At 39.3% G+C, this 21,499-nt stretch carries 19 protein-coding genes and 4 pseudogenes; 5 read left to right on the forward strand and 18 right to left on the reverse strand.

Features of this window, described 5'->3' with window-relative positions:
• Positions 1 to 21: 21 nt before the first annotated feature.
• Positions 22 to 1,011, reverse strand: coding sequence for a nucleotidyltransferase family protein (locus BQ7344_RS03135; RefSeq protein WP_072521402.1), 990 nt, complete (start codon positions 1,009 to 1,011; stop codon positions 22 to 24).
• Between the two features lie 156 nt (positions 1,012 to 1,167).
• Between BQ7344_RS03135 and BQ7344_RS03140 the strand changes: the two genes are divergently transcribed.
• Positions 1,168 to 1,839 carry a restriction endonuclease gene (locus BQ7344_RS03140; RefSeq protein ID WP_072521403.1) on the forward strand — a complete coding sequence of 224 codons (672 nt, stop codon included), beginning with the start codon at positions 1,168 to 1,170 and terminating at the stop codon, positions 1,837 to 1,839.
• On the opposite strand, the gene BQ7344_RS03145 is transcribed toward BQ7344_RS03140, so the two are convergent.
• The 7 genes and pseudogenes from BQ7344_RS03145 to BQ7344_RS03180 form a co-directional block, all read right to left on the reverse strand.
• Complete coding sequence (locus BQ7344_RS03145) at positions 1,833 to 2,906, reverse strand: NAD(P)H-dependent flavin oxidoreductase (RefSeq protein ID WP_072521404.1); 1,074 nt, start codon at positions 2,904 to 2,906, stop codon at positions 1,833 to 1,835. The genes BQ7344_RS03140 and BQ7344_RS03145 overlap by 7 nt on opposite strands.
• A 153-nt stretch (positions 2,907 to 3,059) precedes the next feature.
• A complete protein-coding gene (locus tag BQ7344_RS03150; protein WP_072521405.1) occupies positions 3,060 to 4,424 on the reverse strand; it encodes an MATE family efflux transporter in 1,365 nt (454 codons plus the stop codon).
• A gap of 16 nt (positions 4,425 to 4,440) precedes the next feature.
• Positions 4,441 to 4,881 (reverse strand): GGDEF domain-containing protein, encoded by a 441-nt coding sequence (locus BQ7344_RS03155; protein WP_235816017.1) that lies wholly within the window; start codon positions 4,879 to 4,881, stop codon positions 4,441 to 4,443.
• A 183-nt stretch (positions 4,882 to 5,064) separates the two neighbouring features.
• Positions 5,065 to 5,424, reverse strand: a pseudogene (locus BQ7344_RS03160) (23S rRNA (uracil-5-)-methyltransferase RumA); the annotation flags it as partial.
• Complete coding sequence (locus BQ7344_RS03165; protein ID WP_072521407.1) at positions 5,424 to 6,008, reverse strand: NUDIX hydrolase; 585 nt, start codon at positions 6,006 to 6,008, stop codon at positions 5,424 to 5,426. The pseudogene BQ7344_RS03160 and the gene BQ7344_RS03165, both read right to left, overlap by 1 nt.
• A 190-nt stretch (positions 6,009 to 6,198) precedes the next feature.
• Entirely contained in the window at positions 6,199 to 6,804 is a 606-nt protein-coding gene (locus BQ7344_RS03175; protein ID WP_207726386.1) for a DUF1349 domain-containing protein, read from the reverse strand.
• Positions 6,794 to 8,005 (reverse strand): MFS transporter, encoded by a 1,212-nt coding sequence (locus BQ7344_RS03180; RefSeq protein ID WP_072521408.1) that lies wholly within the window; start codon positions 8,003 to 8,005, stop codon positions 6,794 to 6,796. Before BQ7344_RS03180 ends, BQ7344_RS03175 begins: the two co-directional genes overlap by 11 nt.
• 510 nt (positions 8,006 to 8,515) lie before the next feature.
• On the opposite strand from BQ7344_RS03180, the gene BQ7344_RS03190 reads away from it, so the two are divergent.
• Complete coding sequence (locus tag BQ7344_RS03190) at positions 8,516 to 9,418, forward strand: AraC family transcriptional regulator (protein WP_072521410.1); 903 nt, start codon at positions 8,516 to 8,518, stop codon at positions 9,416 to 9,418.
• A gap of 92 nt (positions 9,419 to 9,510) precedes the next feature.
• Here BQ7344_RS03190 and BQ7344_RS16760 read toward each other — a convergent pair whose 3' ends face one another.
• Positions 9,511 to 9,708, reverse strand: coding sequence for an Abi family protein (locus BQ7344_RS16760; RefSeq protein WP_334292789.1), 198 nt, complete (start codon positions 9,706 to 9,708; stop codon positions 9,511 to 9,513).
• A 456-nt stretch (positions 9,709 to 10,164) separates the two neighbouring features.
• Here BQ7344_RS16760 and BQ7344_RS16385 point away from each other — a divergent pair.
• A pseudogene (locus BQ7344_RS16385) lies at positions 10,165 to 11,616 on the forward strand (tetratricopeptide repeat protein); the annotation flags it as partial.
• A 62-nt stretch (positions 11,617 to 11,678) separates the two neighbouring features.
• Here BQ7344_RS16385 and BQ7344_RS03210 read toward each other — a convergent pair.
• The 8 genes from BQ7344_RS03210 to BQ7344_RS03245 all read right to left on the reverse strand — a co-directional run bounded on the left by BQ7344_RS03210 (position 11,679) and on the right by BQ7344_RS03245 (position 18,388).
• Positions 11,679 to 12,446, reverse strand: a complete 768-nt coding sequence (locus tag BQ7344_RS03210) for a carboxymuconolactone decarboxylase family protein (protein WP_072521411.1) — start codon at positions 12,444 to 12,446, stop codon at positions 11,679 to 11,681.
• 139 nt (positions 12,447 to 12,585) lie between these two features.
• Positions 12,586 to 13,587: an aldo/keto reductase gene (locus tag BQ7344_RS03215; protein ID WP_072521412.1), complete on the reverse strand. Its 1,002-nt coding sequence runs from the start codon at positions 13,585 to 13,587 to the stop codon at positions 12,586 to 12,588.
• A 144-nt stretch (positions 13,588 to 13,731) separates the two neighbouring features.
• Positions 13,732 to 14,418: a flavodoxin gene (locus tag BQ7344_RS03220; protein ID WP_072521413.1), complete on the reverse strand. Its 687-nt coding sequence runs from the start codon at positions 14,416 to 14,418 to the stop codon at positions 13,732 to 13,734.
• A 45-nt stretch (positions 14,419 to 14,463) separates the two neighbouring features.
• The gene (locus BQ7344_RS03225) at positions 14,464 to 15,096 is read right to left on the reverse strand and encodes a flavodoxin family protein (protein ID WP_006427000.1); all 633 of its coding nucleotides are present in this window, start codon (positions 15,094 to 15,096) and stop codon (positions 14,464 to 14,466) included.
• 19 nt (positions 15,097 to 15,115) lie between these two features.
• Positions 15,116 to 16,003 (reverse strand): aldo/keto reductase, encoded by an 888-nt coding sequence (locus BQ7344_RS03230; RefSeq protein ID WP_072521414.1) that lies wholly within the window; start codon positions 16,001 to 16,003, stop codon positions 15,116 to 15,118.
• Between the two features lie 121 nt (positions 16,004 to 16,124).
• Positions 16,125 to 16,460: a hypothetical protein gene (locus BQ7344_RS03235; protein WP_235816019.1), complete on the reverse strand. Its 336-nt coding sequence runs from the start codon at positions 16,458 to 16,460 to the stop codon at positions 16,125 to 16,127.
• A 186-nt stretch (positions 16,461 to 16,646) separates the two neighbouring features.
• Complete coding sequence (locus BQ7344_RS03240) at positions 16,647 to 17,339, reverse strand: DUF4405 domain-containing protein (RefSeq protein WP_072521415.1); 693 nt, start codon at positions 17,337 to 17,339, stop codon at positions 16,647 to 16,649.
• A 158-nt stretch (positions 17,340 to 17,497) separates the two neighbouring features.
• The gene (locus BQ7344_RS03245) at positions 17,498 to 18,388 is read right to left on the reverse strand and encodes a LysR family transcriptional regulator (protein ID WP_072521416.1); all 891 of its coding nucleotides are present in this window, start codon (positions 18,386 to 18,388) and stop codon (positions 17,498 to 17,500) included.
• 191 nt (positions 18,389 to 18,579) lie between these two features.
• On the opposite strand from BQ7344_RS03245, the pseudogene BQ7344_RS16765 reads away from it, so the two are divergent.
• Positions 18,580 to 19,431 (forward strand): annotated as a pseudogene (locus BQ7344_RS16765) (MobQ family relaxase); the annotation flags it as partial.
• Between the two features lie 15 nt (positions 19,432 to 19,446).
• Positions 19,447 to 19,854: pseudogene (locus BQ7344_RS03260) on the forward strand (transposase); the annotation flags it as partial.
• A gap of 230 nt (positions 19,855 to 20,084) precedes the next feature.
• Here BQ7344_RS03260 and BQ7344_RS03265 read toward each other — a convergent pair.
• Positions 20,085 to 21,440, reverse strand: coding sequence for an MFS transporter (locus tag BQ7344_RS03265; RefSeq protein WP_072521418.1), 1,356 nt, complete (start codon positions 21,438 to 21,440; stop codon positions 20,085 to 20,087).
• Positions 21,441 to 21,499: the final 59 nt, after the last annotated feature.

Consider the following 21,499-nt stretch of genomic DNA (forward strand, 5'->3'; position numbering starts at 1 on the left):
TACCCTGCCAGTCCGCTTTTATCAGTCGATCAGATCGTTCTGAAATCTTGAAAGATGTTCATATGGAAGGATCAGGCGGCCGCGGTACAATCCGCAGCCGTCATTGATCAGACTGTTATTTACTGCCGAAAACATATTCACATCCAGTTCGGACAATTCCAGTCCGAGCAGCTTCATCCCCCGCTCATAAGCCTCATCAAAATAAATGCATTCCCCTTTCGGAATGGCATCTCTTCTGACTCTTTCACTCTCCTGCTTTTTCTCATATCCAAGATGATTGGCAGGTCCGATTTCCGCTATGTCATCCATTGTCTTTGTACGAAGCTGAACCTCCATATAAGACCTTGAACTGTTATCATAAAATGTAATATGTAAAGACTGATATTCATCCGGTTCTGTCCCGCAAATATAATCCCTGTAGTATGGTCGTACATCTTCATTTAAAAGCGAAGAGGTACTTTCTTTTACACCATTTGCCGATTCCGCCGTAAATCCTCTCTCCTCAAGAAAACCCGGAAGTACATTGGCAATTTCATATAAATATTTCAGTTCTTCCTTCTCACGATCCCCTTCACATTTCAGATGACACCTCGGCATCGCGATCACAATACGATACGCAATGAAATCACGAAAACAACTGAGCCTGTTTTTCAGCTCCGTAAGCGACGGATATTTCCCGTGTTCTGTATAATAATTATAAATATACTCTACAACATACCCATTAAACTTTTCTTCTGCACGTATCAGTGACTTGATCCGCCCCCGAAACGTAAACGCAAGAAACGGATATTCTTTTGCCATATATTTATAAAATTCTCTGATCTGTTGAGACTGCGCAGTAAGGAAATCATTATGTTCCAGAAGTTCTCTGATCAGAATCAGGAAATTACAGTGGATCATATCGATTTCATTATGCGTTTTCTTTGCATCTTTTCTGAGATCATGAATATAATTATGCAAAATACGAAGTATCGTATCTCCTGAATAAAGGTAGTCATTTAGTGTAATCATAACTGTCGCCTCCTTTCTCCTCATTTTACCAGAAACTATCACTTTATCAAGCTTTATGTTTCATTTCCTCTTCCTGATTCTATTATTGACATTTTCCCTCCCTAAAAGCTAAAATAGGCAATAGCAGACAGGACTGACAGAAAGGATTTTTGAGACATGGATGGTTTACAGTTTGAACATCGCTGTGCAGAATTATTACGTTACCGCGGATTTCACAAAGTTACCGTAACCAAGGGAAGTGGTGACCAGGGCGTTGACATTCTTGCGCAGAAAAACGGATTGAAGTATGGAATCCAGTGCAAATATTACTCTCATCCCGTTGGCAACAAAGCCATTCAGGAAGCCTATGCCGGTGCAGATTTCTATGACTGTGATGCCGCCATGGTCATGACAAACAATACCTTTACCCGCGCAGCAAGAGAGCTCGCAGAAAAGCTCGAAGTCGAACTCTGGGAGTACTGCTCGCCAAATGGCAGTTCACCTTTTGTAACTCGCCTGATGCGCATTTTTAATGCTTTTTTTCTGCTGACCGGTGTTGCTATGAGTATTTCCGCAGGTCTGCTTGATTTTCCGCAGAATACTCTTACAAATTATATTTCATTTCTCATGCTGATCCTTGCCGCATTGTCCGGCCTGATCGGCTGGAATCATTTTCTGCCATGTATACTGTCCGGAATGTTGTACTTTTGTTTTTTTCTGGCCTTTGTGCTTCCACTGATACTTCTGTCCGATTCCAACTGGTACGGAATCCTGATGTTGCTTCCGTCTCTGATCACCGTCGTTCACGCAATGTACGCAAGATTTCGGAACCGCGAACCGGTTCAGTAACAAAGTTCCTGCATCAGATCATGCACGGTTGTCATCTCATGAATACGGTCCACATTTTCTCCGCAGAAAATGAGACCGTTCTTTATGTCTCCTCTGACTGCATCGATCAGTGCTTTTGTGATACAATACGGCACTGACCGCGGATCACATTTCTCGAGACAATTATAACATTTTGTGATCGGTTTTCTGGCATTTTCCAGACCTTTGATAAATTCATTTCGAAGAGCTCTTCCCGGCATTCCGACCGGACTCTGAATAATCTGGATATCTTCTTTCTTTGCATTTATATAAGCCTGTTTATATTCTTCAGCAGCGTCACATTCCGCTGTTGTCACAAACCGGCTGGCAATCTGCACCCCATCAGCCCCTAATTCCAGTGCATGATCAATGTCACTTCTGTCAAAAATCCCCCCTGCCACAATCACCGGAATCTTTGTATGAAATTTTTCTTCATATACTTTTTTACATTCAATAATTTCTTTAATCTCCTGATCATAATCAAGTGCTTCCACATCCTTTAACTGCTCTCGTGAAAACCCCAGATGACCTCCGGCCTTCGGTCCTTCAATCACAAGAAAATCGGCTGTACGCTCATAACGATGCGCCCACATTTTCAAAATCAGCTGCGCAGCTCTTTTAGAAGAAACGATTGGTGCAATTTTTGTTACACTGTCTCCGACTAATTTGGGCAGATCCATCGGAAGTCCGGCTCCGCTGATGATTACGTCTGCGCCGGCCTTCACAGCTTCCTGCACATGCTCTTTGTAATGTTTCAGTGCCACCATGATATTGACACCAACCAGACCTCTGCCGCCAGCGATCTCTTTTGCCCGGCGGATGTGTTTACTTATGGCAAGGCGGTTACATCCTGCCTGATCCCGTTCAAACCCTTCCTCATCATATCCAATCTGTGCCGTCGAAATAATCCCGATGCCTCCTTCTGCCGCCACTGCACCGGCAAGAGAGCTTCTGCTGACACCAACTCCCATACCGCCCTGAATGATTGGTTTCTCTGCTGTCAGTTCCCCTATCTGAAGTGGTTTTAATGATGTATTGTCTGTATGCATAGTATCTCCTTTTTCTTTCTGATATTTATTTTGATTATCAAACTATTTGTTAGTATAAATCTTTTCACTATGTATGTCAACGTTTTATTGTTTTATTTTCTTTGTGATATAGTTTTTATTACTACGTTTATGTGTAAAAAAGGAAAGACATCATCAGTCTTTCCCGTTCGTCCCAAATACTTTTTTCAAATGTACATTCATAATGAAGAAATACATTACGATCAACAGCGCCGCCGCCAGCGACCATGCGGCCGGTCCTGCCAGACAGACTCCTGTATAACTGCGCATTTCTCCGGCGATCACTGCCACAACTCCACGTCCGATCAGCTCTGCCACACCGGCCATCATCGGCAGAAGTCCATAACCAAGTCCCTGAATTCCGTTTCGATAAATGTTTACGATTGCCAGCGGAATGAAGAAAATTCCGATACATTTCAGATAAACATCAACAGAACTCATGATCACATTTACATCTTCTGATACAAACAGATAGGTCATAAATTTTCCCACCGTCATAATGAACGCTGCGGCTGCAACAGAATACACGGCACCGATGATCGTGCATGCTCGGAATCCTTCACGGATACGCTTTACAGAACCGGCGCCCATATTCTGCGCACCATAGGTTGCCATAGTTGTTCCCATAGCTACATATGCCTGTGTGACTACCTGTTCGATTTTTCCTGCTGCAGTATATGCCGCAACCAGTGTAGATCCCAGAATGTTTAATGACGACTGTACCATCATCGTTCCGATAGCTGTGATTGAATACTGCAATGCCATCGGAATTCCTATACGAAGCTGATTTTTGTATATATCACTTTCTACATAGAAATCTTCCCTTTTCAGATGAAGCACCGGCACCTTCGCAATAATATAAAACAAACAAAGCACTCCGGATGTTCCCTGTGCAATCACGGTCGCTACTGCTGCTCCTTTTGCGCCCATATGAAATCCTATGATAAACACCAGATCCAGCACAATATTCAAAAGTGCACTGATAATCAGAAAATACAGTGGAAGTTTACTGTTTCCCAGTGCACGCAGAATACTGGACAATAAATTGTACAACATCTGCGCAAGGATTCCGCCGCTGACGATCATGATATATGCATACGCATCCGCAAAAATATCAGACGGCGTATTCATCAAAGTCAGAAGAGGTTTCATAAATACCATAAACAATACGGTAAGCAGAGCACCCACAATAAAGGATAACACCCCTGCGCCTACTACTGTCTTGCGCATGCTTTTCATATCTCCGGCTCCGAATTTCTGTGCCGTAAGTACGGTAAATCCCGCAGTCATGCCGACTACAAACCCATAAATCAGAAACATGATCGTACCCGTACTTCCGACTGCCGCCAGCGCTTTATTGCCGACAAATTTACCAACGATCACGGCATCGGCCATATTGTAAAACTGCTGAAATACATTTCCAATAAAAATCGGAAGCGTAAAGCTTAAAATAATCTTCATTGGATTTCCAACAGTCATGTCATTTTGCATTGATTTCATATTTAATTATCACCTTTCAGCTGTCTTTTTTGTCTGTATACAATCCGTAAATCATAGCACTACAACCTTGTTTTTCTTTGCTCTGATACATTACACTGTCAGCATTTTTGTACAGCTCATCAAAAGAAACTTCCTCAGTTCCCTCGTAAAAACATGCTCCCATACTTATTTCTATACTTTTCCCCTCCATTTCCTCAATATCGATCTGTCTGATATTCTCAAACAGTCTTGAAAAAAATTTCTCTGCTGCCTTTTGCTCCATAATTCCCGGCATAAATATTGCAAACTCATCGCCTCCAAGGCGAAAAGCCACATCCTTATCACGGCATAATTTCTGTAAAGTTTCTGTAATGGCTATGATAACCTTGTCCCCTACAGCGTGACCATATGTATCATTTATGGATTTAAATTTATCACAGTAGATCAGGCAGAGCAATCCTGCTTTTCTTTCTTTCAATGTTAATTATCCTCTGATGAATATAGCTATAATCATTCAGTTTTTCCGTATTAAATGACCTGTACCTGAATAACGTTCTTCTCATACGTATCCTCTCCCTTTACTCTCGAACAAGCTTTATTATATTACACTAATTATAATGAAGCAGCCGCTTACCCATTCAATAAGCAAGCGGCTTTGTCATTAAATCATCTCAAAATGTTTCAAGGCATCCTTTATTGCTTCCACTTTCTCGGCTGTCGGATATTTTCTGGGATGTTTCAATTCTTCTACTGCATTAGGAGCGTCATACATTGGCAAGCCCAAACTTCTCTTCACCTCTGCTATATACGCAGTATGTACTTTGAAGCCATATTTAGCTTCTATATATTCCTTTATCATCTTGTATATAACTCGCTCTTTCGGCTTGTATGCCTCAACTCTTTTAGCGACATTATCCAACGGTACTTTTCCCTCACCCTCGCCAAACTCAACTTTTACGTTGATATGTCCATCTGGCTTTTTGTGGGAAAGCAGTGCTACCGTCTCCACATGCGTTGATTTCATCTTACATTCCTTCCTGTCTCGTCCATCTTATCCAACAGTTTTTTATAAATATGTGCTACAAGCCAAGGTTCCGAAGATTTTTTTAATGCTTCTTCCGGAGCGAACCAAGCTACTCCACTGTTCTCGTCTTCTTTTATTGAAACAGTTTCTTCAGAATCCGCTTCAAGAAGATAGGTTATATTAAGATGCAAATGACTGGAAATATAGCTGCCATTTTTAATATGACCATCTACTGTAAGTGATTCTAGAGAAAAAATATCCTCTGTTACAGGACAGACTTTTTTAATTCCTGTCTCTTCTTTGACTTCGCGCATGGCAACTGCCAGAAGATCTGTTTCTCCATCTGCATGTCCGCCAACCCATGACCATGAATCATAAATATTATGATATACCATAAGGACTTTGCTTCTGTCTTTGTTTACCACCCAACCAGTTGCAGTAATATGAGCAATTTTATTTTCTCTTGAAAATGCATCCTCATTGTCCATGATCCACTCTAAAAGAAGATATTTATCTTTTTCTTCCTGTTCATTAAAAGCTTTATACTTTTTTATCTGACTTATCAATTCGAATCTGTTCATTCTGTCATCTCCCTATGTAGTCTATATTGCTATTCCTCCGGCAATACAAAATGCGCATTTCCAGCCTCAAGTCCATCAATCAAGATGTTCTGTCCTGTACAAAAAAGAGTTGTTACAGTCATAAAATATGCCCACTTGCAGAACCAATTATCAATACTGCCTTTATCCCTGGATGAATTCCATATATTTCTTAATCTGGTTGCTGCCCATCGTGTGCCAGCCACTGACATTTCGTCAGCTGCATATTCTTAAATATTGCTTTAAAGGATGACTCTTCCGGTGAGCAGGCATAAACTCCAAACCGAATTTGATTTCCACCTTCATGAAGATGACAGACACGCATCTGGGAAAACTTAATCCCATCTGCTGAACACTCTATACAATAATCATCTTCCCTTCTGCTTAAACGATACCACATTTTCTTTACATCCGCACGAATTTCTGTAGTTGCCCAATCTGAATAACCATGATTGGTTACCACACTTCCAAGATGTTGAAATTTTTTATTTTCATATTCGATAGAACCTTTTAACCAATTCTCACTATCCAGATAAAGTACAATCCCACACTGATCAAATCTCGTATGACTATCCATAAAATCGGTCTCAACTACAAAACTGAAATATTTTTCATTCGTTTCCATCTGCAGAACAGGCGCATTATCATTCCTAAAATGATAATATGTTCTCTGCCATAAATCTGTATGAGGTTCTGTGACAATCTCAATCTCATTTTCCGTAATTTTATATTCTTTTGGTTCACGAATCCATTTGAAATTCTTAATATCAATTTTCATCCATCATATCCCCCATAAACTTTATTGAAAGAAATTTTTGCCTTGCAAAAATAAAAAGCATGATTAATAAAATAACCGGGAACAAAAGTCCAACTCCCATACCTGCACGAATATTGTCTCCTGCACTTTGTGTAACACGTCCAACAATCCCCGGACCTATGCTTCCACCCAGGTCTCCCGCCATAGCAAGCAAAGCAAACATAGCCGTTCCACCTGCCGGAAATCTTTCTGATGAAATACTGATTGTGCCGGGCCACATAATCCCAACAGAAAAGCCACAGATAATACATCCAATCAAACCTGATATCGGATTCGACGATACAGAAGCAAGCAGGTAGCATATCACGCATAAAATTCCAGATCCGATCATAAATTTCATCAGATCTATTTTATCACCATATTTTCCGAAAATTATACGACTGATTCCCATTGTAACAGCAAACATGCAGGGACCGGCCAGGTCACCAACTGTCTTTGACAGCCCCAGAGCAGCCTCCGCATAAGCAGATGCCCATTGTGCCATAGCCAGTTCTGATGCACCGGAGCAAATCATTAAACATATGGAAATCCAGAAAAGAGGTTTTCGAAACAGTTCTTTTATTCCCATTCCTTCCCCCTCATCTACCAAATGCTCGATCGGACAGGTTGCAAAATTATAGATATTTATGGCCGGAACAAGTGCCCATAAGACAGCCAGCCATTTCCAGCTGTCCATGCCAAACACCGCAAAAAACAATGTGGAAATCACAATCGTTCCCACTGCTCCCCAACAATAAAAAGAGTGAAGCAGACTCATCGTTGCCTCTTTGTTATCAAATGGACACGCCTCCACTATCGGGCTGCAAAGTACTTCAATCAGACCACTTCCAACTGCATATACTATCACACTCAGGATAATTCCAACAAGCGGTTCCGGCAAAAGATCCGGCAAAAAAGCCAGACCAACCAATCCTGCTGCGGAACACACCTCAGAAATAACAATACAGATACGATACCCTATTTTGTCCACAAACTTAGCACAAAACAGGTCTACCAACAACTGTGTAAGGAAAAAGCAGGTAGAAATCAATGCGATTTTTCCAAGTGCAATCTGATAATCATTATGAAATTTTAAAAATAACAATGGGGCAAAATTAGCTGCAATTGCCTGTGTAATAAATCCCATATAACAGGCTCTTTTTGTTTTCTGATAATTTGACATGGTCATCACTCCTTTTGTTTTCTACAACATATTTTAATCACATTTCCATCCTCACACAGAAAGCATCCTTCATAATTTCCCGATATATAACGAGGCTCATAATTAACGGTAAATCCCGCTTCTATCAGATTGATCATTAATTTATTTACCTTCCTCTTATTGCCAACATACAGAGAAAGACTCTTTCCTGATATGGAATTTTCTATTTTCACCATTATTTTCATAAGATATTAGGAATCACCAATCCTTTTTTCCAGCTCTGATATTTTTTACTGTTCTTCTCTTAATAGACAAATTTTCATATACACGTTTTCCCCATCCCTGTAGGAGCGAATATTTCAATATTATCCCCCTCCATCATTATTTCACTTTCATTTAACCATTTAAATATCATGTTCTTTCACCTCGTTTTTTATTGAATTATATAACATAATATCTTTGTTTTCATTGATTTATTTCCGAAATTTATTGTATAATATCGTAAAATGTGTTTCAAAGAAGGAAGTTTCTATGAATATAAATACAACCTATACTAAAATCATTACAGATGAAGATTTGATGGAAACAATTCAGCACGGAAGCAATCTCTATCCTTTCCAGTTTTATTATGAAGATCTGTCAGTTTTTGATTTCAACTGTGTCGAATGGCACTGGCATACAGAATTGGAGTTTATTTATATTGAATCCGGAACCGTTACTTTGTGGATTGGGGAAGATCAATTTAATTTAACCGAAGGAAATGGTATATTCATTAATACAAAGGTAATCCATCGCCTTTATTCTCCCTCAAAAGCCCTCATTCCCAATTTTGTATTTATGCCTTCTTTTATTGCCCCTTGCGACAGCCTGATTTATCAGAAATATATTCTGCCGATCATTTCTTACCCATTGCCATTTCTCATATTTCATAAAGAAGTATGCTGGCAAGCAAAGGTTTTATCTATCATGCGGCAAATTATTTCTGCACAGGATTCCGTTTCGTCCAAAGAACTCCTTACCAGTTCTCTCCTTCAGAATCTCTGGCTGGAAATATTTGAAAACACAGACATTTCATACCAGGAAGAGCACAAGGAGCATTCAACCGCTTCTCAAGCCCGGTTACAGCTCATGATGCAATTTATCCACCTAAATTACTCACGGAGTATCTCATTGGATGATATTGCAGAACAGGCAATGGTCAGTAAGAGTACCGCTTTGAATCTGTTTCGGAAATATTTACATATAACGCCGGTTAACTATCTCATTAACTACCGTTTAAAACAGGCCGGTCAGTTGCTTTCAAAAACTGAGAAAAAAGTCAGTCTCATTTCTTCTGAGACAGGATTTCATAACGTTGACTATTTTTGCAGATTATTCAAAAAACGCTACAAATTAACCCCAACGGAGTACCGGAAACAGAAGCACTTTCTGTAAACCTGTTTACCATATTTCCTGAAAGAAAAAGGCGCCTCCAACGTTTTCATGGAGACGCCTTTTTGATATGATTCATGTTTCTCGTTATATTATTACAAGTCAAATTCATACATATTAAAAAATATTTTTCCCGTAGACGGATAGTCCAGTTTGATATCGCCTTTATACTGAAACTGTCGCTCAATCTGCAGTAAATATTTAAAGAACAACTCTCTAAGCTCTGCATCAAACTTATACAGACTGACTATTTCTTCAAAACTTGTTCCTGCTTTATCTTTTTTGTGTTTGATATTCTAAAAAGATGTTTATATCCTCCCATAAGAGGAAACTATCCTATTTGCCGTAACATCTCTTCCGCATATTCTCTGTCTTTTATTCTTATTCCCTTTTCATCACTGATCCAGGAAACCTGGTCACTAAAAGAAGAGAATTTTTTCGGTGTCTGCATATCATTTCTCCTTAAACCAAAAGAGGGAGAGACCCGCAGGCTCTCCCCCGCCTGTAGGCTTCGCAAGTTTCTACAGAACGATCACTGAGCTTAGTATATATCATTTCAAATGTCCTGTCAATATGCCAAAACATTCCCTGTCGTATCAGCTCGAAATTATTCTATGCTACTTTTCTCCAAATTATCATTCTTTTTTATCAGCTTTTAAAATTTATTTGATTTAAAAATGCATAAAAAAAGCGACAGTCTGATTTACATTTTGTATTTCAGGAAACTGCCACTTCTTTTTCTTCTTTATCAGGAAAAATTAGCCCATACCATCCACCAGAATCTTCTTCCACTGATGCCTGACTGTAATATGGCTATACAAGATATTTACACTTTATTCATTCAGGATGACAGCATCTCAGATGCGAAAAAGAAAAATCTGACTCCCTTATATAAACCAGCCAGTTTAAGACTGCTGTTTCTTGCAAAACTGATTTCTTTTGGCATGGAACGCCAATTCATCAAACGTAATACCCAAAATCAGAAGCTGCTCGCCGGAGGCGCTTTATCCCCCATTGTGCTGGATTATATTATGGACAGTGAGGTTCCGAAACCATGCCGTCATTTTATCGAAAGAGATAAAGAACTGGAAGAATTATATACCATGCTTGAGGAAAACCGTCATGTTTTTCTTTGCGGAATCGCCGGAATCGGAAAAAGTGAACTTGCCAAAGCCTACGCAAAGCGGTACATAAAGCAATACACCAATATCCTTTATGTAGAATATACCGGCAATCTTCATCAGGATATTACTGACATGGATTTTATTGACGATCTTCCGGAAAGCACTGAACAGGAACGGTTTCAAAGACATAACCGTTTCCTGCGTTCCCTGAAATCTGATACTCTGCCATTAAAAGAAATAGAGGATATGAACGCTCTCTTCCAGCTGGCATCAGTATTTTATTCAGAGGCAAACACGTACCGGGCAACAGTTGAAAAGATCATCGAAACTGTTCACTCTCATACTTTTGCCGTGGAACTGGCAGCAAAACTTCTGGAAAATGCATTTCCATACATAGATAACTATAACTACCACAAAGGTATGAATGGAATCATTCAGGAACTGAAGGGGCTGTTAAAGACAAAAAACATTGGAACCGACTCTGACCGGGCATTATTACTAGATTTTCAGGCAACTCTTGAAACCAAACCTGAAAAAGCAATAAAACTGGAAAAAGATGCACTTGCCCAGATAGAAACTATCACTGTTGACAATGCTCGCCTTGTTTCCAACCTTCATGCCAATCTGGGTGGACTTTACCGCATGAATGGTCATCCCGATCTTGCAAGAGAACACATGGAAAAAAGTATCTCACTGCTTGACCAATTTAACCTGCTTCATATAAATGACAGCATACCTCAGATTGCCAATTATGCAATGTTCCTGACAGAACAGCAGGAACCCGAAAGAGGAATCTCCGAATTGCAAAAATTATCCGGCATCATCAAGGAATACCATTCCGATCACTGTCTGGATTATGCCAAAGTACAGGCAACCCTTGGAACCATTTATCTGATGACTGCCAATCTTCCGCAAGCTAAAACACATTTTAAAAGAGCTTTCAAAATATATGAAAAGATCTGGACTGATGAACCAGAAATGATTGAAGCAAAATATCAGTAAATCCAAGAGTTATATCCACAGGTTGGTTTCTTTCTTGGACAACAGCTATCAGACTTTTTAACAAAACAGACATAATTTTACGGCGGACATAATTGTTCGCCGTAAAATTTCTTTTTCCCACTTTTGGGAGAAAGTACTTATTTCAGTTTTCCATATATCTCATCCGTTACTATTTCACACCATTCGGATGATGTTTTTTCTCCCGGTACTTCAATTGCCAGATGTGAAAACCATTCATCTGGTGCTGCTCCATGCCAGTGTTTTACTTCTGCCGGAATATTGACACAATCTCCAGGTTTCATTTCTACTGCTTCTTTTCCTTCTTCCTGATAGTATCCACGTCCTGCAATGCAGATAAGAATCTGCCCGCCTCCGCTTTTTGCATGATGAATATGCCAGTTATTCCTGCAACCAGGTTCAAAAGTCACATTGAAAATTCCAACCTGTGACGTAGACACAGGAGCCAAAAAACTTTTCCCTGTAAAATATTGTGCAAATTTATCATTTGGCTCTCCAATCGGGAATATCATCTTTTTAGCATGAGCTCTCATTGCTTCATCTTCATATGAAAGATCACCTTCGTCTATACTCCAGACATCTTTTGCAAGATTGAATGCCGCCCATCCTTTTGGCCACCCTGCATAAAATGCTATATGGGTAATCACGGCTGCAATTTCTTTCTGAGTCACTCCATGAGCTTTTGCATTTTCAAAATGATGTACTAAAGATGTATTAATCATTCCTGAAGCGATAAGTGCTGTGACTGTTATAATACATCTTGTCTTTACATCAATATCCTGATTATTCCAGTTTTCTCCAAACAAAACATCATCATTAAAATGTGCAAACTGTGGTGCAAATTCATTCAGTGCGTTTCTTCCTGCTGTCTGTACAATTTTTTTCACTTTAATCACCTGTCCTTATTTTAACTTTGCTCCATCCTTAAAAGCATTTCCCACACGTTCTCCAAGTCTGTAATATCCGTGATGTACCGGATCATATGTAATTGGTATAAACTTACTAAGTTTTCATTGCTCACCTCTTTTATTTCTTCTGTATTTTTGAACCTCCAAACACCTGCGACATCGGCATATGGGCAAGCATCTCATCAATAGATTTTACTTCATCCTGAGTCAGCTTTATATCTGCTGATTCCATATTTTCTTCCAGTCTATTTACTTTTCTTGTTCCCGGAATTGGTACGATATATGGTTTCTTTGCAAGCATCCATGCAAGAGAAATCTGTGCAGGCGTGGCATTTTTTTCTTCTGCAATCACTTTTATCCAGGACATAAATTCATTATTTTCCTTTAATCCTTCTTCTGTAAACTGTGGCATTGCGCTTCGATAATCTCCCGGCTTTTCAAATTCCCCATGGGAATGATATGCTGCTGTCAGTAATCCATTTGCAAGCGGCGAAAATGCAACAAATCCTATTTTCAATTCTTCAAGCACCGGGAATAATTTCTCATAATCCCTGTACATCATGGAATATCTGTTCTGAATCGCTGTAACCGGGCATACTTTATGTGCACGTCGAATAATCTCTTCACTGGCTTCTGATAACCCCCAGTGTGTGATTTTTCCCTGCTCCATTAACTCCTTCATAGCTCCTGCCGTCTCTTCAATCGGTACAGTCATGTCGATACGATGAATATAATATAAATCAAGATGGTCTGTGTTAAGTCTCATTAAAGATCCCTCAATCGATGCTTTAATCGTCTCCGGTCGTCCATCAGGAATCAAAGGTTTATTTACAGTTGTTGCAGTTTCATCAAAACGTATCCCACACTTTGATGCAAGGACAATTTTGTTTCTATATGGCCTTAACACTTCCCCAAGCAGTTTTTCATTGTGATGAGGGTCTTTTGTTGTTCCGTATATCTCTGCCGTATCAAAAAATGTGCAGCCTTCATCGATCGCTTTTTCAATCAATTCTTCTGCTTCTTTCTGTGTTGAAACAGTTCCATATGCATGACTCATTCCCATACATCCAAATCCGATTTCTGATACTTCTAAGTCTCTTCCTAAAATTCTTATCTCCATCTTTATCTTCCTTTTCTATATTTCAAACTTTACTGTAAGTATAAGAAAAAGAGACTCCGGACAGAAGTCTCTCTTTGTTAGGCAGTTTAAACCTAAAGGTTATGTCTTACTTATTACGATTCCTCCAAATATTTTTATATTCTTTTATAATCCAAGACTGTCTATCCATGAACTGATATCTGCTTCAGACGCTCCACCATGGAATCGTTCCCCTTCTTTCCAGTCACCTGTTCCTGTCATCTCTTCCAGAAGATTACCGCTGTCACCGATTCCCGAGGTCGCTGCTGTACAGAATGGGATGACTGTTTTTCCTGTAAAGTCATTCTCTTTTACAAAGTTATCTACTGGCCATGCTGCAATTCCCCACCAGATAGGGAAGCCAATGTATACCGTATCATATGAATCCCAGTTATCAACTGTTGTAGATACCAGTTCCACATCTCTTAAGCTCTCATCATCATGTTCTCTTGACACCCGGCTGTCATCATCTGTCCAGTCAAGGTCATCATCTGTATATGGCTCCACAGGCTCTATTTCAAACAGATCTGCCTCTGTAATTTTTGCTATCTTTTCAGCAACATCTTTTGTATTTCCTGAAGCTGAATAATATACAACCAATGTTTTTCCATTTCCTGTTGATGTATTTTCTGTTGTATCTGTAGTGTTTTCGGAATTTGTATCCGCTTCTTCATTTCCAGACTGGTTTGTACTTGTAGACTGGCTGTCATTATTAGAAGCAGACTGGTTGGTATTGCTTGTTCCACATCCTGCCATCAAACCGATTGCCACGATGCATGTTAAGAGTACTGCTGCTATTTTCTTTGTTTTCATTCTAAGGTCACCTCCTGTCGTATAAAATGTTTGTCACGCTAATTTCTATCGGATGAAATTGGTAAATACAAAATCCGGTGCCTTTGGCATTTCAATTCCCATTTTTGTCGCAACATTTTTACAGTTAATGAAATATGCCATATTGTTTCCAAGGATCTGCATAACCTGCATTCCTTCGAGATCCTGTTTTACTTCATCCGGATTCGTCCCATGTACCATATTCCAATATCTCGATGTGATAATCGGCATCTGCATCAGACCAAAATATTTATTTACCTGATCCCATGTGGCCGTTGTTCCGGCCCTTCTTGCTGAAATTACCACAGCGGCAGGTTTCAGGCGGAATCTGTCGCCGCCACCGTTTAAATCGGCATAAAAGACTCTGTCCATAAAGGATGTGATTGCACCGCCTGCACCACCCCAGTGTACCGGAGTTCCAAATACGAATCCGTCATAATCCCCTGCTATTTCCAGAAATTCATTCACGATATCATCCAGGATGCATTTATTTTTTTCCTGACATTTTCTGCAGGCAATACATCCTGAAATCGGCTTGTTTCCAATCCAAAAAATATCTGTACTTATGCCATTTTCATTTAATGCACTGGATACTTCACAAAGAGCTGTATAAGTACAGCCATTTTTGTGTGGACTGCCATTGACAAGTAATACTTTCATTGATTTTTTCCTCTTATGCTTACCAGTTCTTTTTTTCTTTTGAACTGTCATTATTCTTTTTTCTTTCCTCAACCATCTTCACGAACCATTCCACCATATTCGGATCCTGATGCGAGAAGAAGGAACTTGTCTTCTTGTCCAGTTCTGCAATAGTCTTCATATCTTCATCAGAAAGTGTGAAATCAAAAACATTAAAGTTTTCTTCCATTCTCTCAATGTGTGTTGATTTCGGAATAACCACTACCCCTCTCTGAATATGCCAGCGAAGCATAATCTGTGCCGGAGTCTTCTGATATTTTTCTGCAATCTCTGCGATGACAGGATTCTCAAAGGTGCCTCCTCTGCCCTCACCGAATGGTGCCCATGCTTCTAACCGGATATCATATTTGTCTGCCCATTCCTTCATCTCTTTCTGCTGATTGAAGATGTGGGTTTCCACCTGATTTACCATAGGTTTAATGCGGTTGAAGGATGCAAAATCAACCATTCTGTCTACATAAAAGTTGGAAATTCCGATTGCTCTGATTTTTCCCTCATCGTACAGATCTTCCAATGCATGGTAAGCACCGTAAGCATCTGAAAATGGCTGGTGAAGCAATACCAGATCCAGATAATCTGTCTTTAACTTTTTCATGGATTCAAGAACTGATTTCTTTGCTTCTTCATATCCATAATGTTCAACCCACACCTTTGTTGTAAGGAAGATTTCTTCTCTTGGAATGCCTGACTTTTGGATTGCATTCCCAACCTCTTCCTCATTAAAATAACTCTGTGCTGTATCAATCGCCCGGTATCCAACTTTTAAAGCATCAAGCACACATCTTTCACATTCCTCTTTTGTTACCTGATATACGCCATATCCCAGTATTGGCATTTTTACACCATTATTTAATGAAATATATTCCATTGTCGTATCCTCCTTGTTTGTTTTCTTTCATTCATCTTACATTCATACTATAATACTGATAGATTCCTTTGAGAAGTTTCGATAAGTTTTTCAGTCTTAACCTTTCGGTTTATTCTGGTTCTTACTGATTGAACAGCCATCCCATAATTTCTTTGTCACGACAAAACAGATAGCCACCGCCATGCTGATAAGTGACCGGTGTTCCTTCAAAGTAATCTTTATCTTTTACATCCAGTACCACCAGTTTATCAATCTCTGATTCCGATAATCCCTGTTCTTTGTAAAGCTCATGTATCTGCTGGTATGCCTCTTTAAAAGGTTCTGATCCATAGTATTCGTCGCTTTCGCCAATCACAAAATATACCGGCGTTTTCATCTCCACAACCGGCTCATATGCACCATCCCACTGAGAGCTGCACATAAGTGCCGCTGTATATAATTCCGGCTGCTTTGCCAATACCAGTGACAGGGTTTCTCCTCCTCCGGAATAACCATTAATATATACTTTCGATGGATTAATAATATAATGCGCCAGAACCAGGTTTTGAAAAGTAGATATATACCATGATTACCATTGCTAAAATAACAACTCCAATAATTGTAAGTACTAATTTCCGCTTTTCCATAAATACACCACCTTCTTTCAGTATGAACCTTTTCGTTTTCTCTTACCTGTTTTCTTTAGAAACACTCCACTATAATATCCAATAAATGCTATCAATATCATTACTGCCAGATAATCCAGCAGAAAAGGAAATATCCCCTTTTCATAATCATAAAATACAAAATGCATCCTCATAATCAGATAATCTCCTATCTGTCTCCTGTAAAATGCATATAAACCATAACCTGCAATTACGACTGCAACAAATCTTGCCACCCATTTTCTGATAACGGATGGACTTTTCCATAATCGTCCTGCCATTGCTACCGCTATATTCCAATGAAATCCGAGATGTAATGACATCACCACCAGTCCCCAGTATGCGCAAAACATATGTATCTGTCTGGCTGTCATATATGTTCCAGAAATCTTTATCCATTTAAATATGTGATTTGACAATAATATTCCACTTATCATGGAACCCATTATAAGAATAAGCATGATGATAACCAGTACTGTCTGTATCACTCTGAACGCATTATATTTTCCTTTCCTTACAGAGGCCACCCATTTATGATTCAGTATGTAATGTGAAATAAAAAGCACAAGCATCGCCATACCAATCCACTCATGTGCAGTCTCGCTGAGCAGACTATATGGCATAAGAAGAAGCAAACATATCGTCATTCCTATATCTATCAATATTTTTGCTGTAAATCGTTTATTTTTCATATCCTACCTCTTATCTAAAGCATTCATATTGTCTTTATCTGCATATAGTATCCTCCATTTTCACTTCAGCTAAAGTATAACAAAACGAGACTCCATTAGAAGTCTCGTTTTGTTATTCAGTATTAACCTTTAGGTTTCTACTCGCATGTATTCAATTTTCATTTTACCTTGTTAATAGCATTTATCAGCCGCTTAACCTTAATGGACGGTTTTTTCGAATGAAGAATGCCAAACGGCATAGTATAATCCCACTCTACTGGAATGATTCTGATCAGTGGATGAACACTTTCCCAGCTCTTGAATGCCAGTAATACCTCATTATTGTTTTCGCATCGGTTAAATGCTTCTACATTGTACAGATTAAAGTCTACAATATTGATTTCAGGATGATTTTTCATCATATCATCCCTTAGCATATCGCCATAATAACTCCATCCTCTTCGCATGAGCATAAGATTTTCTCCAGACAGATCATCAAGTGTTATTTTTTCTTTTTTTGCCAGCCTGTGATGAATTGATACCGCCACACAAAATGGTTCTCTTGAAATCTCAGTGCCATCACAGCCTCTGAGTTCAAGCATTGTTTCATCAAAGATTCCAGCTATCACATCAATATTCTTTCCCATATTAGCCAGTATCTCTCTTGCATTCTCTGGTGTATTTTCAAATGTAATCAATTTAAACTTCATCTCCGGATATATTTTCTGTATCTTGGGCCAAAGTTCCACAAAAACTTCCGGTGGCGTCATCGGAGATATTCCAACACGAATGATTTCTTCATTATGATTCATTGCTTCCTGCGCCCGTATCAACGATTCTTGTGAATATTGAATCAGATATTTTGCATCCTGATAGAGCGATTTACCAGCTTCCGTAATAATAAGACCTCTGTGTGTTCTTTCAAATAATTGCAAATCTAAGCTGTTTTCCAAAGAATTTATCTGTTTAATAACCGCAGGTGCACTTATATATAATTCTTCTGCCGCTTTACTAAAGCTTCCAGCTTCGACAACGCAGATAAATGTATCAAGTTGTGGATTATACATCATGTAATTCACTCCTTTGTTCTTATATACATGTTAGCAATAACGTTTTTTATTTCTATTGGCTTAACACTTGATATTATACTTCAACTCAAAAAATATTGCATCTTTTTCTCAATTTCCCCTCAATGCCTTTTTCCTCCGATTTTCGTATGCTTATCTCACAGCAAACCATGCAGCTACCATCATCAGTTGGGCAAGGCATGGTAGCAGACCGCTGTGAAATCAACCGTCAGATTCGTGCGGATAACAAAATGCTCCGAGAATTAAAAGCAAAAGTAGCAAAACTGGCTGAAGCTGTAGAAAAGTCTATTCCGATAATTGCAGAAACATTGGAAGTAATCCGAAATCACATGATTTTTACACAATATCATTTGCTCCACAATGAGATGCAAAAAGAAGTGATCCATGACTGGATGAATCATTTTAATCCAATACTAAATAAATACTACATCGTTAAAAAGAAACTCAAAGCTAAAGTTACAGAACGGAAAGAGCTGAATGTAAAAAAGAGAAAACCAGTATTTTGAATCCCATTCAGCATATAAAATTGAATCAGCAGCTTACCACTGTTACCGAAGAAATTGAAGAACTGAAATCAAGGAAAGAGCAGCTAATCTTCTAGGCACAATGCTCTACCGATAAAGATATGACAAATCTATCCAAGAAATATGACCAGATGAATAACAATCTTGATATCCTGGATTCTCAGGATATCTCGCTCCAAAAACAGCTTGAAAAAGACGCCGCCGCTTTCCGGGAAGAAAAATTTCGTCCTGAACCAGAACAATATACCGAGTTACTGGATACCAGAATCCAGATACGTCCTGATTTCCGGGATAAGCTGATTGAACAGCTCAAGGGGACTTTCGGTAAATATTATGACTATCACCGTCGTGATATTGCAACCAATGAGGTGGATTATCTCAATGTGGAGGATCCTGATGTTCTCCCATCGTGCATGGGAACTTGAATATCAGAGAAAGCAGGAAATACGGCGAAATCAGCCTGCCAAAGCTAAGAAAAGGTCATATGATATAGAATTATAACCGTCTTTGAATAGATACAAAGAGATCAAACCACTTATGGCAGATCTGAAGCGTGTATATGCAGCTCCTACAGAAGAAGTTGCATTGGCAGAACTGGACAGCTTTGACGAAAAATGGAGCGGGAAATACCCTAAGATTGCAAAGTCATGGAAAGATAACTGGGCAAATCTTTCAACCTATTTTAAGTATCCGGAAGCTGTCAGACGTCTGATCTATACCACGAACACGATTGAAGGATTTAACCGCCAGCTCCGGAAAGTCACCAAATCCAAGACGGTATTTCCATCCGATGACATTCTCTTGAAAATGCTGTATCTGGCCATGATAGATATCACCAAGAAATGGACGGGACACCGTCAGGATTGGGGACAGATCCATTCTCAGCTGGAAATTTTCTTCGAAGAAAGATTGGAAAGGTTATAAGCAGAATGCATGCTAGACAGGGCTGGCACAGCCAGTCCTGCTTGACATGCCCTAAAACTGCATTATAATACAAACAAGGACAGAACCCTGAAAAACAGGTTCTGTCCTCGATAACTAACGACATATCTTATATCAGTTTTTTCTGTTTACACAAAACTTGAAACGCTCTCGGTAAAAAAGGGGGGCTTTTTTCTTAAAAACGAAATCTCTGATAAAGGAATTTCTTCATTCTAATGATTGTCCATCTCTCTCAAACCTGCTTCAATCTCCGGTCTCATCTTTTCAAGCTTTCCTAACGGAATGAGAAGAAGAATCATAAGGATACATGGGATCACCGCACCAAATACATAAATGTATTTGATTCCTGCCAGTGTCATTGCTGTCTGTGTTTTTGCCAGTCCATCATAACCGATGAAAGAAAGTAACCCACCTAATAATGCTCCTCCGAGTCCTGCTCCGACTTTATTTCCAAAGCTTGTTCCACTGAAGTAAATACTCTGCATTGGAAGTTTTGTCTTATATCTTCCATAATCAGCTGCAGCTGATGTGTATACACTAAAACTTGCAAGAAGCGGACATGTTCCAATTCCTTTCAGAAGAAGGGCAATAAATACAACGGTTACACTCTTAGGTACAAGAAGGATAGACCCCATTCCTGCCGCCACAACAACCAGTCCGGCGATTGTTACATTTTTTGTTCCGAATTTGTTCATAAGCGGTACACACAGCGGAATTCCGAAGAACTTCGGGGCATACATTGCTACTGACATCAGAGAGAAGATAATTGGATTCTTCAAAATCTGGTTTGCATAATAGATTCCTGTGCTTCCAACCATTGCAAGCTGAAGGTTCAACAAAAGACCAATTGCTGTTGTGCAAAGAAAATACTGGTTTGTAAACAGTGCTTTCAGGCACGCTCCAAGCCCTACTTTCTCACCTTTTTTCGCTTCTACAGAATGACGTTCCTTTGTATTTTTCATAAATACATATAGGAATACATATCCAACAAAAACTGCCAGGATCATGAATACGGTCCAGCCCTTCTGTCCGCCGCCAAATACTGTTACAAGCGGCATAGCACTCATGGAAATAACAAGACTTGTCATGGACTGGATTGTCTGGAAACTTGCTCCAAGAGCTGTTCTGTCTGCTACATTATCTGTGATCAAAGCAACGGAAGTGGATACTCCAACACCTGTCATTGTGTTAAAAATACCTGTAAAGACAAAATACAGAACTGTTCCGTAAATAATCATTCCCGTTGTTCCAATATGTGGCACATTAAACAACAATGCTGCTGAAAATCCGCTGAATAATCCACCAACTAAGATCCACGGTTTTGCTTTTCCCATTTTCGTTTTTGTCTTATCAATGAGAACCCCCATCAAGATATCTGAAATACCATCAAAAATTCTTGCCACAAGGAAAATCATTCCAACAGCAGCTGCCGGGATTCCTGCAACGTCTGTAAAATACATTGACAAAAATGAGCCGCAGATCAATGCTCCAATGTTCACTGCCGGTGATGCCATACCATAAGATATGATTTCTTTTTTCGATAATCTCTTACCTGTATTTTTACTCATCCTTTTTCCTCTTTTCTTTCGTTCTTTCCTACTTTTACTATCTAATAAATCTATAAACC

The sequence above is a fragment of the Blautia sp. Marseille-P3087 genome (assembly GCF_900120195.1).
GTDB lineage: Bacteria > Bacillota > Clostridia > Lachnospirales > Lachnospiraceae > Blautia_A.

Bases quoted from the DNA above. Each gene is read 5' to 3' on its own strand.
- BQ7344_RS03245 (WP_072521416.1), bottom strand. From the start codon at position 18,388: ATGATGTATAATCCACAACTTGATACATTTATCTGCGTTGTCGAAGCT.
- BQ7344_RS03190 (WP_072521410.1), top strand. From the start codon at position 8,516: ATGAATATAAATACAACCTATACTAAAATCATTACAGATGAAGATTTG.
- BQ7344_RS03265 (WP_072521418.1), bottom strand. From the start codon at position 21,440: ATGAGTAAAAATACAGGTAAGAGATTATCGAAAAAAGAAATCATATCT.
- BQ7344_RS03240 (WP_072521415.1), bottom strand. From the start codon at position 17,339: ATGAAAAATAAACGATTTACAGCAAAAATATTGATAGATATAGGAATG.
- BQ7344_RS03140 (WP_072521403.1), top strand. From the start codon at position 1,168: ATGGATGGTTTACAGTTTGAACATCGCTGTGCAGAATTATTACGTTAC.
- BQ7344_RS03220 (WP_072521413.1), bottom strand. From the start codon at position 14,418: ATGAAAACAAAGAAAATAGCAGCAGTACTCTTAACATGCATCGTGGCA.
- BQ7344_RS03145 (WP_072521404.1), bottom strand. From the start codon at position 2,906: ATGCATACAGACAATACATCATTAAAACCACTTCAGATAGGGGAACTG.
- BQ7344_RS03180 (WP_072521408.1), bottom strand. From the start codon at position 8,005: ATGTCAAATTATCAGAAAACAAAAAGAGCCTGTTATATGGGATTTATT.
- BQ7344_RS03215 (WP_072521412.1), bottom strand. From the start codon at position 13,587: ATGGAGATAAGAATTTTAGGAAGAGACTTAGAAGTATCAGAAATCGGA.
- BQ7344_RS03165 (WP_072521407.1), bottom strand. From the start codon at position 6,008: ATGAACAGATTCGAATTGATAAGTCAGATAAAAAAGTATAAAGCTTTT.
- BQ7344_RS03135 (WP_072521402.1), bottom strand. From the start codon at position 1,011: ATGATTACACTAAATGACTACCTTTATTCAGGAGATACGATACTTCGT.
- BQ7344_RS03230 (WP_072521414.1), bottom strand. From the start codon at position 16,003: ATGGAATATATTTCATTAAATAATGGTGTAAAAATGCCAATACTGGGA.
- BQ7344_RS03150 (WP_072521405.1), bottom strand. From the start codon at position 4,424: ATGAAATCAATGCAAAATGACATGACTGTTGGAAATCCAATGAAGATT.
- BQ7344_RS03175 (WP_207726386.1), bottom strand. From the start codon at position 6,804: ATGAAAATTGATATTAAGAATTTCAAATGGATTCGTGAACCAAAAGAA.
- BQ7344_RS03225 (WP_006427000.1), bottom strand. From the start codon at position 15,096: ATGAAAGTATTACTTGTCAATGGCAGTCCACACAAAAATGGCTGTACT.